At 70.9% G+C, this 15,680-nt stretch carries 13 protein-coding genes and 1 tRNA gene; 4 read left to right on the forward strand and 10 right to left on the reverse strand.

Annotated elements, in window-relative coordinates:
* Nucleotides 1-1,689, forward strand: coding sequence for a serine/threonine-protein kinase (locus LDL49_RS36145; protein WP_225298080.1), 1,689 nt, complete (start codon nucleotides 1-3; stop codon nucleotides 1,687-1,689).
* On the opposite strand, the gene LDL49_RS36150 is transcribed toward LDL49_RS36145, so the two are convergent.
* Complete coding sequence (locus LDL49_RS36150) at nucleotides 1,683-3,035, reverse strand: LVIVD repeat-containing protein (protein WP_225298082.1); 1,353 nt, start codon at nucleotides 3,033-3,035, stop codon at nucleotides 1,683-1,685. The two genes, LDL49_RS36145 and LDL49_RS36150, sit on opposite strands and share 7 nt — an antisense overlap.
* Before the next feature lie 36 nt (nucleotides 3,036-3,071).
* On the opposite strand from LDL49_RS36150, the gene LDL49_RS36155 reads away from it, so the two are divergent.
* Complete coding sequence (locus tag LDL49_RS36155) at nucleotides 3,072-3,731, forward strand: DUF305 domain-containing protein (protein WP_225298084.1); 660 nt, start codon at nucleotides 3,072-3,074, stop codon at nucleotides 3,729-3,731.
* 318 nt (nucleotides 3,732-4,049) lie between these two features.
* Here the strand turns inward: LDL49_RS36155 and LDL49_RS36160 are convergent, their stop codons facing one another.
* Entirely contained in the window at nucleotides 4,050-4,466 is a 417-nt protein-coding gene (locus LDL49_RS36160; RefSeq protein WP_225298086.1) for an SsgA family sporulation/cell division regulator, read from the reverse strand.
* A gap of 427 nt (nucleotides 4,467-4,893) precedes the next feature.
* Between LDL49_RS36160 and LDL49_RS36165 the strand changes: the two genes are divergently transcribed.
* Nucleotides 4,894-4,968 (forward strand) — tRNA-Val (locus LDL49_RS36165).
* Nucleotides 4,969-5,209: 241 nt separating this feature from the next.
* Here LDL49_RS36165 and LDL49_RS36170 read toward each other — a convergent pair.
* The 8 genes from LDL49_RS36170 to LDL49_RS36205 form a co-directional block, all read right to left on the reverse strand.
* Nucleotides 5,210-5,434, reverse strand: a complete 225-nt coding sequence (locus LDL49_RS36170; RefSeq protein ID WP_225298088.1) for a hypothetical protein — start codon at nucleotides 5,432-5,434, stop codon at nucleotides 5,210-5,212.
* 180 nt (nucleotides 5,435-5,614) lie between these two features.
* A complete protein-coding gene (locus LDL49_RS36175) occupies nucleotides 5,615-7,036 on the reverse strand; it encodes a sensor histidine kinase (protein WP_225298090.1) in 1,422 nt (473 codons plus the stop codon).
* Nucleotides 7,033-7,671 carry a response regulator transcription factor gene (locus tag LDL49_RS36180; protein ID WP_308016236.1) on the reverse strand — a complete coding sequence of 213 codons (639 nt, stop codon included), beginning with the start codon at nucleotides 7,669-7,671 and terminating at the stop codon, nucleotides 7,033-7,035. The genes LDL49_RS36175 and LDL49_RS36180 overlap by 4 nt, the downstream gene beginning before the upstream one ends.
* Nucleotides 7,672-7,780: 109 nt before the next feature.
* Nucleotides 7,781-9,121 carry a cation:proton antiporter gene (locus LDL49_RS36185; protein ID WP_225298094.1) on the reverse strand — a complete coding sequence of 447 codons (1,341 nt, stop codon included), beginning with the start codon at nucleotides 9,119-9,121 and terminating at the stop codon, nucleotides 7,781-7,783.
* A gap of 88 nt (nucleotides 9,122-9,209) precedes the next feature.
* Nucleotides 9,210-10,640: a cytochrome P450 gene (locus LDL49_RS58645; RefSeq protein WP_225298096.1), complete on the reverse strand. Its 1,431-nt coding sequence runs from the start codon at nucleotides 10,638-10,640 to the stop codon at nucleotides 9,210-9,212.
* Nucleotides 10,634-11,704: an alpha-hydroxy acid oxidase gene (locus LDL49_RS36195; RefSeq protein WP_225298301.1), complete on the reverse strand. Its 1,071-nt coding sequence runs from the start codon at nucleotides 11,702-11,704 to the stop codon at nucleotides 10,634-10,636. Before LDL49_RS36195 ends, LDL49_RS58645 begins: the two co-directional genes overlap by 7 nt.
* Nucleotides 11,704-13,272, reverse strand: coding sequence for an NAD(P)-binding domain-containing protein (locus tag LDL49_RS36200; protein WP_225298098.1), 1,569 nt, complete (start codon nucleotides 13,270-13,272; stop codon nucleotides 11,704-11,706). The genes LDL49_RS36195 and LDL49_RS36200 overlap by 1 nt, the downstream gene beginning before the upstream one ends.
* An 87-nt stretch (nucleotides 13,273-13,359) precedes the next feature.
* The gene (locus LDL49_RS36205; protein ID WP_225298100.1) at nucleotides 13,360-14,862 is read right to left on the reverse strand and encodes a class I adenylate-forming enzyme family protein; all 1,503 of its coding nucleotides are present in this window, start codon (nucleotides 14,860-14,862) and stop codon (nucleotides 13,360-13,362) included.
* A 126-nt stretch (nucleotides 14,863-14,988) separates the two neighbouring features.
* Here LDL49_RS36205 and LDL49_RS36210 point away from each other — a divergent pair, with 126 nt between their 5' ends.
* Entirely contained in the window at nucleotides 14,989-15,678 is a 690-nt protein-coding gene (locus LDL49_RS36210; RefSeq protein WP_225298102.1) for a sulfotransferase family protein, read from the forward strand.
* The last annotated feature ends 2 nt before the right edge of the window (nucleotides 15,679-15,680 follow it).

Below are 15,680 nucleotides of genomic sequence, written 5' to 3' on the forward strand. Positions count from 1 at the left end.
ATGGCCGTCGACAAACCCCGGCCGGGTGACCCGCTGCGGCTCGGCGGCTATCTGATCGTGGGCCGGCTCGGTCAGGGCGGGCAGGGCGTGGTCTACCTGGCCGAGAAGCCGGGTGGCGAGCGGGTGGCGATCAAGTTGATGGCCGGCGGCATGGCGGGCGGCGTCGATCGCACGGCGCAGCGGGAGCTCGCCGCCGCCAGGCAGGTCGCCGAGTTCTGCACGGCCCGGGTGATCACCGCCGACCTCGACCACGAGCCGCCCTACGTCGTGAGCGAGTACATCGACGGCCCCTCCCTGGAGGAGGTCGCGCCCCTGCGCGGCACGTCCCTCACCCGCCTGGCCATCGGCACGGTCACCGCGCTGACCGCCATCCACCGGGCGGGCGTGGTGCACCGCGACTTCAAGCCGGGCAACGTGCTGATGGCCCAGGACGGGCCGCGGGTCATCGACTTCGGCATCGCCCGGCTCGCCGGGCTCACCGCGACCAAGAGCGGGCTGGCCGGCACGCCGCGCTACATGGCGCCCGAGCAGTTCGGCGACGGGCCCGTCGGGGCGCCCGCCGACGTGTTCGCCTGGGGCTCCACGATGGTGTACGCGGCCACCGGGCAGGCGCCGTTCGGCGGGGACACGATCGCCGCGGTCGCCTACCGGATCCTGCAGGGCGAGCCCGACCTGGGCGATCTGGCCGAGCCGCTGCGCGGGATCGTGGCGCGCTGCCTGGCCAAGGACCCCGCGGCCCGGCCCACGGCCCGCGGCGTCCTGCTGGAGCTGCTCGGCGAGGACCGGCGCTCGGAAGAGGCCGACGTGCTCGAACAGGGCGCGCTGGCCGCCGCCGACACCCTGGTGGCCGGACCGCCGCCGGCCATCGGCCCTGTGCGGGCGCTCATGGCGCGCAGGAAGATGCTGGCCGGGGCGGGCCTCGCGGCGACGGCGCTGCTGGTCAGCGGGGTGCTGCTCTGGGAGCGCGCGGCCGGCCGCACGCCCATCACGCAGACCCCGGCCGCCGCCACCGGCATACCGTCGTCGACGTCCACCGGCACGGCCGAGTCCGTGGCCCCGCCGCCGGCCAAGCGCGCGGAACTGGTCGCGGCCGTGGAGGCGGCGACCATCGTGACGCCGCTGGCCGACTTCACCTACTCGGGCGGCCTGAGCGAGAGCGCGTACGCCGGCGAGGCCCGAGGCCGGCTCGTGTTCGGCGCGAGCGACGGCACCACCACGGACTTCGACATGCGGGTCGAGTCGGTCGGTGACAGTCGGCAGGTGGTCGTCATAGAGAGCTCCGACACGCCGGCGGTCTACCTGGACGGCAAGCCGGTGAAGGGCAAGGAGGCGTCGGAGGCGCTCTACTTCGCCGAGATGCTCCCCGTGACCGCGGGGATCGGCGCCCTGCTCGACGTGATCAGCCTGACGCCGCGGATCAGCGCGGAGGGGCGGTCCTACTCCGGGTCCCTGGTGACCAGCAAGGGCCCGCAGGCCCTGCAGGACAAGATCTCGGAAATCACCGGCGGGTGGACCGTCGACGACCTCGCCGACACCCAGCTCACCTGGAAGCTGAAGCTGGACCCGCGCGACAGGCCGGTCTTCTTCGACCTGTCCTGGCGCGCGCTCAACGCCAACATCCGGCTGGCCTCCTCCTTCGCCACCACCTACAGCAACTGGCGGGCGGGGACCATCACGGCACCTCAGTAGGACTTCTGGGTCTGGACGTTGAAGTCGTCCATCTTGACCTGCTGGGCCGGGTCGGTCAGCGGATCCTTGATCTCGATGACGTCCAGGCCGCCCCGGATGTCGCTGGAGTAGATGTAGCCGTTGTAGTAGTAGGCCGACCAGGACCCCGCGACGCCGTTGAACGGGGGCGGATCGAAGTAGCCGATCTCCCTGGCGTTGGCGGAGTCGGTGAAGTCCCAGATCGACACGCCGCCCTGATACCAGGACTGGACCATGATGTCCTTGCCCGGCACCGGGAGGAGCGAGCCGTTGTGGGCGACGCAGTTCTCGTCCTGCTCCTGCTCGCGCGGGATCTTGAAGTAGCCGCGCCGCTCCAGCTGGCCGTTCGTGAGGTCGTAGATCGCGTCCGCGCCCTTGGTCCGGGGCGTGTCCCGGTCGCAGGTCGGCGCCGAGCCGCCGCCCAGCTCGTCGCTGAACACCACCTTGGTCGCGTCGTTGTTGAACGTCGCCGAATGCCAGAGCTGGAAGTTCTCCTCGTCGCGTATCCGCTGGAGCAGCTTCGGGTTGACCGGGTCGGAGATGTCGAGCAGCACGCCGTCACCGAAGCAGGCGGCCGCGGCCAGCTTCTTCTCCGGGTACGCCGTGATGTCGTGGCACCCGGCGCCCGTCTCCTCGCGGTCCGGGAAGAAGTTCGGCCGCGCCACGATCTTGGCGGCCTTGGGGTCCTTGGTGGGGATCTCCACGACCTGGAGGAGTTCGTGCGGCGGCGGGCAGGTGTCCGACTCCGGCTCGGGGCCGGGCGACGACACGTACACGTACAGCGTCTCCCCGTCGGGGATCATCGTGTGCGTGTGCGAGCCGCAGTCGGTCGCGACGGCCGAGACGTACTTCGGGTTCTTCTTGTCGCTGACGTCGAAGATCCGCAGCCCTTCCCAGGCGCGGCTGTTGGTCGTGGAGGCGCAGCTCTCGTCGCTGCGCGGCTCGTCGATCGACAGGATCAGCAGATCGCCGTAGATCGAGACGTCGTTCTGCTGCGCCGGGCAGGCGACCTGGCTGACGGTCTTGGGCTTGGTGGGATCGCTGATGTCGTAGATCGAGAACCCGCCGAAATTGCCCACGTACGCGTAGTCGCCCTGGAAGGCCAGGTCGGTGTTCCAGTCCATGGCGCCGTTGAGCGGCGCCGTACGGGGCACGTGGGCGACCCGCTTGACGTTCGGGCTCGTCTTCGCGTCACCGGTCGGCTGGGCGGTGGTGAGGGGCTCACTCCCGTCTACGGAGGGGTCCTCTCCTCGCGGACCGGCGCTGCACGCGGCCACCAGCAGGAGCGCCGCGCACGCCGCCGCCACCCGTACCTTTCCGAAGATCACGCACTTCCCTCTCGTTCCTGGGTCACTATGGAAGCTATGTCAGTAAGGTCCCGGTTGCGGGCGTTCGGCGCCGCAGTCTTGGCGGCACTCGCGCTGCCCATGCTGTCGGCGTGCGCCCAGGAGGCGGAGCAGCCGTCCGCGATCGGCACCGACGCTCCGGTGATCGTCCCACAGGGCCCGGGCACCCCTGCCCGCACGGCCACGCCCGGCGAACGCCTCGGCCGGCCGCCGACCGCCCCAAGCGCCGCCGACGTCCGCTTCGCCGAGGGGATGATCCCGCACCACCGGCAGGCGCTGGAGATGACCGGCCTGGTCAAGGACCGTACGGCGACACCGGCCGTACTCCGCTTCGCCGAGCAGATCGCCAGTGCGCAGCGTCCCGAGATCACCGTCATGTCCTCCTGGCTCGCCTCCCTCGGCCGCCCGGTCCCCGGCGACCACTCTCACGGCCCGGAGGGCTACGGCATGGCCACCCTGGAGGAGATGAACGCGCTGCGGGCGGCCCGCGCGGCCGCCTTCGACCGCCTGTTCCTGCAACTCATGGTCAGACACCACGGGGGCGCCCTGAAGATGGCCGACGAAGAGCTCGCCGCCGGCACGGACCAGCCGATGAGACGCATGGCGAGAGACGTCTACTCGGGCCAGAGCATCGAGATTACGAGGTTGAAAGCGGCGTTGACCGAGATCACCCAATAATCCCAGCAAACCATCAGGAACCCGACATGCCGTCTATGGTCATGTCGGGTTATGGCGCGGGCATCGGGCATGTGGCACTTACGCCAAGATCCCGACGAAGGGCGATGCCCGCCGGGAGAAGTGCGGGGGCGGGCCCCAGTCCAGGTTCACCGGACCCCGGCTTAATGATCAGGCCCCGGCCATTTCACGGACCGGGGCCAAGAATGCGCACGTCACGGCGCCCGGCCACCTCCACCGGAGGAGCGTGCCCTTGGACAGAGCCCAGCCCTGTGCGGAGTCTGGGGCTCACCGGGCCGGCCGTAAAAGATCAAATAAAGGTCAACTCGGCCAGAGCATATTGGTGAGTTCGGCGTCGAGGTCCATGAAGTCGGTCTCGCGACCGGCGGACACCTTCTCGTAGGTGCGGTGGAGGAACTCGGTCAGCGGCGCCAGCGGCACCTCGAACAGTGCCTGGCCGAACGGCGAGGTCAAACTGATGTGCAGGGTGCGTTCGCCGTCGGCGCGTGCGGGCCACACCTGCACGTCGCCGTCGCCGACGCGTCTCACGATGCCTACTGTCAGCAACTCACGGGCAAAGATCCACTCGACCGGTTCGTCGTTCCCTACGTGGAAGGCCATGCGGATGGCGTACGGGTCGTCGGCCGTGTAACTCAGTCCGGCGAGCAGGGGGACGGTAGTACGGTCGGGGACCACAAGCCGAAGGCCAAGCTCGGCGGAGACGGTGGTGCTGTTCATCGTCAGCCAAACCTTTTCGTCGAAGGTCCCCTCTTCGGGGCTATCACTGCTCTGACGGACTTCGTCCTGAGCTATCACGCGGAACGAAGAAACCTGTAGGAAAGATTCCGCTCCTAGGCCCTTCTGTAACGCACATCACAGCTGGACATTTAGGCATCTACCTGGCTAAACGGCATCAATCGGGTCGTATTTACAAGGGTTTTGCGTGTTCGTGGAGCCTGTTCCGGGGAGCCCACCAAGAACGTTCCTTGAGAAAAGATCACGATCGGCACCTACCGGAACACGACGATGGTATGCCAACGAGCCGTCACGCCGATGGGCAACCGCACCCTTTCCCCGAATCCCCCTCCGCGCCTCCCACCGCTTCGCCACCAGGTCCCGGAGTGCGGTATGGTTTTCCCGTCGGCGCCGCAAGGGGCCGCAGGGCGGGCGATTAGCTCAGCGGGAGAGCGCTTCGTTCACACCGAAGAGGTCACTGGTTCGATCCCAGTATCGCCCACCACGTTCGTCGCAGGTCGGAGGCTCGCTACTCGTCATGAGGGGCGGGCCTCTTTTCATGCGTGCCTCGCCTCATGCGTGCCCGGTGCGTCAGATGTCGCGCCGCACGGTCGGCAGACGGTGGCCGGCGACCACGGGTGACCGGATGCGGACACCGGCCTGGTGAGCCCGAGACGCTTGGCCCCTGTGAGCCCGAGACGCCCCGCCCACGCCCAAGATGGACAGGGCGTCTTCACGACGCGCTCCTACTTGGCGGCCTCGACGAGGTTGACGATGGCCACCGCGGCGCGGAAGTGTTTGTTGCGGCCGAGATCGCCGATGGTCTTGATGTTGAACGCCTTGGCCAGCGACTCGGCGTCGGCGTCGCTCACCCCGGCGAGCGCGCTCACCGGGGCGGTGGGCAGCTTCTCCAGGTCGTACTTCTCGAATGCCTTGTCGAGCAGCTTGTCGAGATTGGCGTTGATCGTCATGGCGCACCTCCGTGTGGTGGTCGGGCAGCGGGTCGCTACATCTCCCACAGGGAGGTTTTCAGCCTTGTCATGATCCGCCCTGGAACGACCCGGCCACCTTCCCTGGTCATGAGAGTGGCTTGCCGAATCTCTTGACCCGGGGGCCTTCACCAAGCCGGCGACCTCGTCCCCGCGTGCGGCTCAGAAGCGCCGCTCCGGTTCACGGTCGGAGCGGTCGGACCGGTCAGGTTGGTCGGGTTGGTCAGGCCGGTGGGGGTGGGCGGCGAGCTCGGTTCTGGGGGGCGGGTGGTGCGGGACGGCGGGATCCGCCGGGAGGCGGACGGTGAACACCGCGCCCGCTCCCAGCCGCCCGTCCGCCGTGATCGTGCCGCCGTGCCCGTCCACCACCTCCCGTACGAGGGCCAGCCCCAGCCCGAAGCCCTGGCCGACGAACCGGGTGAACAGCCGCTCGGAGTCGGCGGGGTTCAGGCCCACCCCGTCGTCCCGCACCGTGAGCTCCACCACCTCCGGGCCGCCGACGACCGTCACCCAGATGTGGCCGCCCGCACTCGTGTGGCCGAGGGCGTTGTCCAGCAGCGCGGAGATCACCCGGCGGAGGGCCGACTGCGCCCCGCGTACGAGGTGGGCGTCGAGGCCCTGGCGGTGTACCTCGATCGTCACGCCGCGCGCCGCCGCGCGGGCCGCCTCGGCCACGGCCAGCTCCTCGGCCAGCGCCGCCAGGTCGACGGGGACGAACGGCCGGCGCAGCTGCCTGAACTGGGCCGACACCAGCAGATCCTCGACCACCTCGCCCAGCTGGCGGCTGCCGGTGACCAGCTGGTCGACCTCGTCGATGACCAGGATCGGGTCGGTGCCGCGCCGCAGCTGGCGGGCGACGAGCTGGGCGCGGGTGTGCAGGCGGGTCAGCGGGGTGCGCAGCTCGTGGCTGACGTCGGCGGCGAACCTGCGCTGGCGGGCCAGGGCCTCACCCAGCGGCGCGATCGCCCGGCGGGCGAGGACCTGGCCGATCAGCAGCGCGGCCAGCAGCCCGGCGAGCTCGGCGGCGGCGATGGTGCGCAGCAGGCGTTGCCGTTCGGCGGCCTGGTAGCGAAGGTCGATCACCGCCTGAGTCGCCACCTCACCGCGCCGCTCGGTGCGTACGAGATAGCTCTGCCCGGCCAGCTCGACCTGGGCGACCCGTGGTTCGCCGCCGGTGGTGGCCAGGGACAGCGCGATGCGCAGGGGGAGCGCCGCCGGTGCGCCGGGAGAGCCCTGTACGGTGTCGCCGCGCAGTTCGAACAGCCAGATGCAGGGGGGAGGGTGGGCGACGGAGCCGTATTGCGTCGCGGCGGCCAGATCACGCCGGGCGGAGGCGCTCTGGTCGCTCACGGTGACGCAGTAGACCATCACCCCGAAGAGCGCGAGCACCACCGAGATCGCGCCCGCCACCTGTACGGTGACCCGGCGGCGGGCCCGGCCCAGCAGACGCCGCTCGGGATCGGCCGCGGTGACCTGGCGGCGGGTCCGGATCAGCAGACGCCGCTCGGGATCGGCCGCGGTGGCCCGGCGGCGGGTTCGGATCAGTGGGCGTCGCTCCGGATCGGCGGCCGGTCGCCCTCTCACAGCTCACCCAGGCGGTAGCCCACGCCCCGTACGGTGCTGACGATGCCCGGTCCCAGCTTGCCGCGCAGGTAGTAGACGTAGGTGTCCACGATCGCGTCGGTCCGGGCGCCGTCGAAGACCCGTTGCCGCAGCGAGGCGCGCGTGTGCACCTGCCGCGGCCGGATCGCCAGCGCGTGCAGCAGCCGCGCCTCCTGGCCGGACAGGGCCACCTGCTCTCCGGTCGGCAGCCGTACGGTGTGGGCCTCCGGATCCAGCCAGCCCGCGCCGACGGGCAGCAGCCCGGCCTGGTCCAGGTTCCTGCGGTGCAGCGCCCGTACCCTGGCCAGCAGCTCGTCGATCTCGAACGGCTTGACCAGGTAGTCCTCGGCCCCCGCGTCGAGCCCGGTGACCCGGTCGGCGACCGTGCCGAAGGCGCTGAGGACGAGCACCGGCACGGTGACGGCCTGCCGGCGCAGCCGCCGCAGCAGGTCGATGCCGTCGACCACCGGCAGGCCCCGGTCGACGATCATGGCGTCGTAGGCGCGGCTCAGGCCCAGATGCAGGCCCCGCTGCCCCTCCAGGGCCAGGTCGACCGTGTATCCCTCGTCGGTGAACAGCTCCACCAGCATGCCCCCGAGCTCGCGGTCATCCTCCACGAGCAGCAGCCGACGGGAGGGGGAGCCGGCTGTACTCGATGTCCCAGCCACGGATCAACCGTTGCATCACCGCCGCAGAATTACCAGGGTCCCAACAAGTCTTGACATTTCAGGAAATGGTCGACCGGCCGGCGGCTGTCTGCTCCTCCAAGGGGCGTGGCTGTTCGGGGTCGGTTCTCCTGGCCTCCTCGAGGCGTTCGGGCAGCGCCAGCTTGTAGAGCGGCAGGGCCCCCGCGGTCGTGATGACGGCCACGAGCACCAGCATGGCGAACAGCTCCGGCGTGATCATCCCCTGCGCCAGGCCGATGTTGATGAAGATGAGGATCATCAGGCCCCGGGCGTTCATGAGCGCGCCCACCGCGTACGACTCGCGCCAGCTGAAGCCCAGCGCCCTCATCGACAGCGAGCAGCCGAAGTACTTCCCGCTGAAACCCGCCACCAGGATCAGCGCGAACGCCAGCAGCATGGCGCCCCCGGCGATGCCGTTGAGATGGGTGTTCAGCCCCGAGAAGGTGAAGAAGACCGGCAGCAGCAGCGTCGAGACGACATCCATCATGCGGCCGTGCAGCACCTGGCGGAACGCCGGATCACGGGGCATCGTCAGTCCGGCGATGAAGCCGCCGAAAACCGCGTACACACCGATCCAGTCGGTGAGCCAGCCCGCCGTGAGCGGTACGAGGATGACGACGTACATGGCGCCGGGGCCGAGCCGGCCGGTCCGCGCGAGACCGCGGCCCAGCGGACGCAGCAGACGGGCGACCACCGTCAGCATCACCACCGCGAACAGCGTGGCCAGGCCGATGGTGCGCAGGGCGCCGCCGGAGCCCGAGCCGAGGTGGATCGCCGACAGCACCGCGAGGATGCACCACGCCAGGGCGTCGTCGATGGAGGCCGCGATCAGCGTGAGCCGGCCGAGCGGGGAGTTCTCCAGCTTCCGCTCGTACAGGATCCTCGCCAGCATGGGGAAGGCGGTCAGCGACAGCGCGCCCCCGACGAACAGGGCGAACTCCCACCGGCTGACGTCCGGGCGGGAGAGCACGTCCCACAGGAGCAGACCGGTGCACGAGCCCAGGAGCAGGGAGGGCAGGATGCCCGAGACGGCCAGGACCGAGGCCCGGCGGACCTCGCCCGGCGAGCGCGCGCTGTGGTCCAGCCCGGCGCCGACCAGGAACATGTACAGCGTCAGCCCGATGGTGCTCAGCACGTACAGGACCGGCCGGACCTCCTTGGGGAACAGGGCGGCCTGGGCCTCCGGGAACAGCCAGCCGAACAGGGTCGGGCCGAGCAGGACGCCGGCCACCATCTCGCCGAGCACCCGCGGCTGCATGACCATCAGCGCCAGCCGGCCGCACACGCCCGCGGTCAGCAGGATGACGACCAGGGCGGGCAGCACCTTGAGGATCAGTTCGAGGTTCGGGTCACCGGCGGCGACCAGGGCCATCGTGGGCATACCATTCCTCCACTCGTAATCCGGACGATCAGTGGGTGACCACGTGACCAGATGGTCGGGACGGTCAGTGGGTGGTCAGTCGGGACGGTCAGTGGGCGACCGGCTGGCCGTCGTCCGCGAAGTGGCGCTCGCACAGCCGCTGCCTGCGCGCGTCCCAGACCATGTAGGTGCCGAGGACGAGCTGGACGAGGCTGCGCCAGACGTCCTCCCAGCGGTCCCGGAACCGCACGAACAGCAGCAGCGGCCGGTGGGCGGCGCTCCTGTGGGCGTACCGCGGGGTGAGCAGGCACGGTCCCCGGTTGGGCAGGGACCGGGTGTGAGAGGCGGAGGAGTCCAGGGCGTACAGGCGCAGGATCTCCTCCGCCGCGACCCGCATGGCGATCGGCGCCAGCCGCCAGGCCGGGCACGGCCGGTTGGCGGCGACGCCGAACGGGATGTGGTTGAGCTCACGGACCGCCGACCGGTCATGGTGGGAGGGGGCCGGGGCGAAGCGGCCGGGGTCGAAGTGGTCGGGGTCGGTGAAGCCCGCGCGGTGGAACTCCGGGTAGTTGAAGCACAGCACCGAGCCGGCCGGGATCACCGCGTGCTCGTCCAGCGGGATGTCACCCGTGGTGACGCGGTGGGCGATGCCGAAGAGCGGGTAGAGCCGCAGCGTCTCCGCGATCACCTGGTCCAGGTAGCGCGGGCCGCCCGTCAACGCCCTCGCCTGTACGTCCGGGTGCTGGGCGAGGACCATCAGCAGGTGGGCCGTGGCCTCCGACAGCTGGACGACCGCGGTGTTGAAGAAGGCCCCCTGCAGGTAGAGCGCCTGCTCCCTGGCCGACAACCCATCCGGCAGCGGCTGCCGCACCAGAGGCAGCCGGTCCATGAGATACCGGGTCAGCCGGTCGCGCCGGTCCATGTGCCGCAGCCCGCAGCACTTGAGCGAGGTGACGACGTCGTTCGCGTTGCCCACGATCAGGTCGCGGGCCGTGCGCGGGCACCGCCTGCCGAAGACCAGCTCGTAGGAGAACTCCGCCCAGAGCGGCATCATCTGGTCACGCAGCCGGACCAGCCCGCGCGCCTCCCGCAGCGTCCGGGTGACGCAGCGGCGGGTCAGCTCCTCCGCTTCGGTACGCGGGACGGACAGGAAGGCGCGCGTGGCCCGGGCGACGGCGTCATACCGTTCGCCCGCCTCCAGGTGCTCCTGGTGCATCTCGGGGCCGGGCGCCAGCCAGTACCAGAACAGGTCCGACAGGGCGGCGCCCTTGCTCCGGCCGCCGGCCGCCGGATGGGAGTAGACCTCCTTGAACCGCTCGATCCCGACCAGGTCGCCGGGCACCGGGATGCCCTCGTCCCCGTTGACCCGGTTGAAGACGCGTACGCGCAGCGCCACGACCCGGCCCGGCAGCCACCACGGCAGGCTCAGCACCGCCACGACGGCGACCGCCACGGCCACCACGGCCACAACCCCCGTCGCCCCGGTCGCCCCAGGCACGGTCATCCCAGGCACGGTCACCCCGGCAGGCACGGTCACCACGGCCGTCGCACCATCCCCGGTTCGAGCTCATCGATGGACGCGCAGCCGCACAGGGAGAGTGCCCGCTCGACCTCCGTACGCAGCAGGCTGAGCACCCGGCCCGCGCCCCGCTCGCCGTCCGCCGCCAGCCCCCAGATCACCGGGCGGCCCACCGCGACCGCGGCGGCGCCCAGCGCCAGCGCCTTCAGCACGTCGGTGCCGCGCCGCACACCCCCGTCCAGCAGCACCGGGACGGCTCCGCCCACGGCGCGGACGATGTCCGGCAGCAGGTCGACGGCGGCCGGGACCGTGTCGAGCTGCCGGCCGCCGTGGTTGGAGACCACCAGCGCCGAGACGCCGTGGTCGAGCGCCAGGCGCACGTCGGCGGGATGCGCGACGCCCTTGAGCGCGATCGGCAGCGCCGTCATCTCCCTGAGCCGGTCGATGTGCGCCCAGGAGATCTCCGGTGACATGACGATGGGCCGCACTCGCGCGCCGTCGCGCAGGTTCTCGCAGTACAGGCCCTCGGGCAGGTCGTGGAAGCCGTTGTGCCGGTCCCGGGGCCGCGCTCCCAGCGTGGGGGAGTCCACCGTGACGACCAGCGCCTTGCAGCCGGCCGCCTCGGCGCGCCGGACGAGGGTCTCGGTGAAGGCCAGGTCCGGCTGGATGTAGAGCTGGAACCAGAGCTGGACCCCCGGCGCCGCCGCGGCCACGTCCTCGACGGCGACCGTGGACGCCATGGAGACGATCATGATCGTCTCGGCGGTGGCGGCGGCCCGCGCCGTGGCCCGCTCGCCCTCGGAGTCGGCCAGCCGGTGGAACGCGGTCGGCGCCACCAGCACGGGCATGGCCGCGCGGCTGCCGAGCAGGGTGACGCCGAGCTGCAGCTTTCCGGTGCCGCGCAGCACCCGCGGCAGCAGCGCCAGCCGGTCGAACGCCGCCTCGTTGGCCCGCAGCGTGACCTCGTCACCGGCCCCGCCGGCGAAGTAGTCGTAGTGCGCGGGGTCGAGACGCGCGCGGGCGGCGGCTTCGAACTCGCCGAGCGTGTTCATCTCGCCGGTCTCGGGCTCGCCGACCGGGTCCATCACGCCGGCACCGAGGCGGCCTGGCGGGCGAAGAAGGCCCGCAGCGGCGCGACGTGCACCTCCGGGGAGGTCCACTCGTTCTCCAGGTTCTCGGTGATGTGGTGGACGGCGGCCGGGGCGCCGGGCCGGTGATGCCGCACCACCGGATGCAGGTAGTGGCCCTCGTGGGCGCGCGCGGAGTCGCTCTGCCGGATCCGGCCGACCGCGATGTCGAAGGGGTCGACCTTGTCGTGTTCCGGCCCGTACTCCAGAGTGATCGTGAAGTGGCCGGCGTCGCCGATCGGCGGGCCCTCCAGGCCGAGCGGCACCTCCTCCAGGTAGCGGACCCCGCCCCGGCTGTCGGGGACGATGATGTCGGCCAGCAGCCCGAACTGCTGCCACAGCGCCGAGGAGCGGTTGACCCGTTCGAGCACCGCCGCCGCCATGGCCTCCGGGTCGGCCTTGAGTTCGGGGCCGGGCCACGGGACGCCGTGGTATCTGTGCTCCAGGATGCGGTGCAGCGAGCGCGTGCCGTACCTGAAGCCGTGGATGAACCCGCTGGTGCCGCGCTTGAAGTCGCGGGACTGCGTCAGCGTCCCGGCGAAGTAGAGGCCGGGCACGCTGACCGACTCGTAGGCGGGGGTGAGCGCCGGGAACCGGTCCTGGATCATCAGCTCCGGACGGCACCCGTCGTCGAAGATCGAGGCGTCGAACCGGAAGCCGGTGCAGACGATCACCCGGTCGTACGGGATGTCCTTGGTGACCTCGTCGGCGCGGGCGAAGCTCACCGTCACCAGGTACGAGCCGTCGGCCTGCCGCTCGATCCGCTTGACCGAGCCGTCCAGCACCGCGTTCTGGGACTTGAGCTGGTAGGTGTCGAGGAAGTTGTTGTTGACCGCGCGAAGATGCCCGACGAAGTGGGTGCGCCACGCCATCCGTACGGAGTTCGGGCCCGCTACGTGGATCACCGCGGCGGTCTCGACCAGGTTGTCCGCCGTCTCGAAGGCCGAGTTGCCCTTGCCGATGATGAGCACCCGCTGGTTCACGTAGTCGGACGGGTCGGTGGCGGCCGTGTCGTAGGGCTCGGCGGTCTCGATGCCCGGTATCTCCGGGATGTTGGGCCGGCTGACCCCGGTCGCCACGATCAGGCGCTTCGCCTCGTACGTCCGGCCATGCTCGTCGGTCACCCTGAACGGGCCCATGCCGGGCGCGCGGGTGATGTGGACGGCGCGGGCGTCGTGGACGATCCGCAGGCCGCACGCGGCGGCGTAGTCGGCGAGGTAGCGGACCATGTCGTCGGCGGCGGGGAAGTAGCGGTCGCTGTATTGGGTGAACAGCAGGGCCGGGTCGTCCGACAGCAGGGAGTTCCAGTCCATCCGGAGGTTGAGCTCCGGGTCGGAGGTTCCGTTGTACTTCTTGTTGATCGAGATGAGCGTGCGATGGCGCGGGAAGGTGCGGAAGAACGTGCCCGGCGTGGGACCGGCTTCGAGGATCAGGTACGACCGGCCCGCCTTTTCCAGGAAACATCCCAGCTGCAGCCCCGCCGGGCCGGCGCCGATCACCAGGTAGTCGAGGGCGTTGTCCGGCACGTAGGCCTCCGTCGCAGCGATGTCATGAAATGAGCGATGTCATGAAACGGACGACCTCAGTGTTGGCGGGTGATTCTCAGAGAATGCTCAGAGCATCCGCCCGCCGTGCCGGTCCAGCAGGGCGCGCTTGTCCGGTTTGCCGCTGGCGGCGACCGGGACGGCCGACACCACCGTGACCGTCCGGGGCACGCTGTCGTCGCCGAGCTCGGCGCGTACCAGGGCGGTCAGCGCGTCGCCGTCCGGCGTCCGCCCGGCGGCGGGCACCACGAACGCGTGTACGGCCTCCCCGGTCAGCTCGTCCGGCGCCCCGGCCACGTACGCCTCGTCCACGTCGGGATGCCCGGCCAGCACCCGCTCGATCGGACCCGCGTACACCACCATCGCGTTCACCATGATCACATCCCGGGTCCGGCCGACCAGGTGCAGGAAGCCCTCCTCGTCCACGTAGCCCAGGTCGCGGGTGCGCAGCCGGTCGTCCCGCAGCGTGTCTCGCGTCTCCTCCGGCTGTCCCCAGTAGCCGGACATCAGGTACGGGCTGCGTACGTGGATCTCGCCGGTCTCTCCCGTGGCCACCTCCCGGTCCTCCTCGTCGCGGACGCTGATCTCGACCCCCGGATGCGGGCGGCCCACCGAGGCCGTGTGGCCTCGGGCGAGGTCGGCGGGCGTGAGCATCGTGATGTTGCCCGCCTCGGTCTGGCCGTAGCCCTGGTAGACGACCGGGCCGAGTCGTTCCACCGCCGCCGCCAGCCGGGACGGGCTGATCGGGGAGCCGGAGACCATCAGCCCGCGCAGGCTGCCGACGTCGACCTGGTCATCCTTGAGCAGGCGGAGCATCTGGTACAGCCGGGGCACGGTGATGATGGAGCCGGTGATCCGGTGACGCTCGATCGCGTACGGGAAGACGGGCCGCCCGTCGTCCTCCGGGATCACCGCCGTCCCGCCGCCCAGCAGGCACGGCGCCAGGAACTCCATGACGACCATGCTGGCCAGGGTGCCGAACAGCAGGTAACGCCCGAACGAATCGGCGAGCGCCGCCGCGACCGGGCCCCACACGCGGGGCTGCCACGCCCAGTGCTCGCTCAGCGCGCGGTAGGTGATCGCGCAGCCCTTGGGCCGCCCGGTGCTGCCGCTGGTGAAGGTCAGGGCGGCCACGTCATCCGGGCGCGCCGTGACGGTGAGGGGGCGGCCGCCGTGGGCGCGGGCCAGCAGCTCTTCCAACGACAGGACAGGAAGCCCTTCCCAGGACAGGACGGGAAGCGATGCCTCGGGTGCTGCGCTGTCGACCAGCAGGACGTCGACCCCCATCCCGAGCACATGGGCGAGCTGAGCGGCGGGGTAGCCGGGCCGGACGCCCACCACGCGGCAGCCCAGCGCGTGCGCGGCCATGTGTGCGGCGAACGCCTCCGGCGAGACCGCGGTGCGGATGGCGACGCCCCGGCCGGGCCCGAGCCCGGCGTCGGCCAGCGCGCCGGCCAGCCGCCGGATCATCTCCAGCAGCTCACCGCGTGAGACGGTCCGGGATCCGTGCTCGAACGCCGCGCTGCCGGGCGCGTCCCGCAGCGCGTCGAGAAGGGGGTACGGGAACAGCATGGTCGGCTCCTCACCATTGCGGCGGTCGGCTGCGACATGTATCTGGTCATATAACCGGCTTGCCGTCCACCGTGACGTTAGGCACCGCGGATCAGAGGCCGATCAGAGGCGGAAGGGAGCGCGAGGGTGAAGGTGATCGGCGCGGGGTTCGGCAGGACGGGCACGAGCTCGCTGAAGGCGGCGCTGGAACTGCTGGGGTACGGCCCCTGCTACCACATGTCCACGGTCATAGCGGAGCCGTACCGGGTCCGCCAGTGGCTCGACGTGGGGGAGGGCCGCACCCGCGACTGGGACGAGCTGCTCACCGGCTTCCGGTCGGCAGTGGACTGGCCCGCCGCCTCCTACTGGCGGGAGCTGGCCGAGCACTATCCCGATGCGAAGGTCATCCTCACCGTCCGCGACCCGCGGCGGTGGTACGACAGCGTCAGCCAGACCATCTTCGCAGGCGCCCTGGCCGAGCGCCGCCCGGTGCCGATCCGCCGCCGGATCATCCGGTGGCTGGTGGCGCGCCGGGCGCCGGACTTCGCCCTCTACCCGCGCATGGCCAGGGCGACCGTCATGGACCGGGTCTTCGACGGCCGCATCGACGATCCCGCGTACGTCATGAAGGTCTTCGAACGCCACCTCGCCGAGGTCCAGGCGGCGATCCCGGCCGCGCGGCTGCTGGTCTTCGACGTCCGGGAGGGATGGGAGCCGCTGTGCGCCTTCCTCGGGACGCCCGTCCCGGACGAGCCCTTCCCCCAGGCCAACGAACGGGAGGCGTTCGGGCGCAAGCGGTCCGGCAGGCAGCTGCGCCTGATCCTGCGCGGGCGCTGACG

The organism is Nonomuraea aurantiaca (assembly GCF_020215705.1).
Lineage (GTDB): Bacteria > Actinomycetota > Actinomycetes > Streptosporangiales > Streptosporangiaceae > Nonomuraea > Nonomuraea aurantiaca.

Bases quoted from the DNA above. Each gene is read 5' to 3' on its own strand.
- LDL49_RS36145 (WP_225298080.1), top strand. From the start codon at position 1: ATGGCCGTCGACAAACCCCGGCCGGGTGACCCGCTGCGGCTCGGCGGC.
- LDL49_RS36155 (WP_225298084.1), top strand. From the start codon at position 3,072: ATGTCAGTAAGGTCCCGGTTGCGGGCGTTCGGCGCCGCAGTCTTGGCG.
- LDL49_RS36160 (WP_225298086.1), bottom strand. From the start codon at position 4,466: ATGAACAGCACCACCGTCTCCGCCGAGCTTGGCCTTCGGCTTGTGGTC.
- LDL49_RS36170 (WP_225298088.1), bottom strand. From the start codon at position 5,434: ATGACGATCAACGCCAATCTCGACAAGCTGCTCGACAAGGCATTCGAG.
- LDL49_RS36185 (WP_225298094.1), bottom strand. From the start codon at position 9,121: ATGCCCACGATGGCCCTGGTCGCCGCCGGTGACCCGAACCTCGAACTG.
- LDL49_RS36195 (WP_225298301.1), bottom strand. From the start codon at position 11,704: ATGGACCCGGTCGGCGAGCCCGAGACCGGCGAGATGAACACGCTCGGC.
- LDL49_RS36205 (WP_225298100.1), bottom strand. From the start codon at position 14,862: ATGCTGTTCCCGTACCCCCTTCTCGACGCGCTGCGGGACGCGCCCGGC.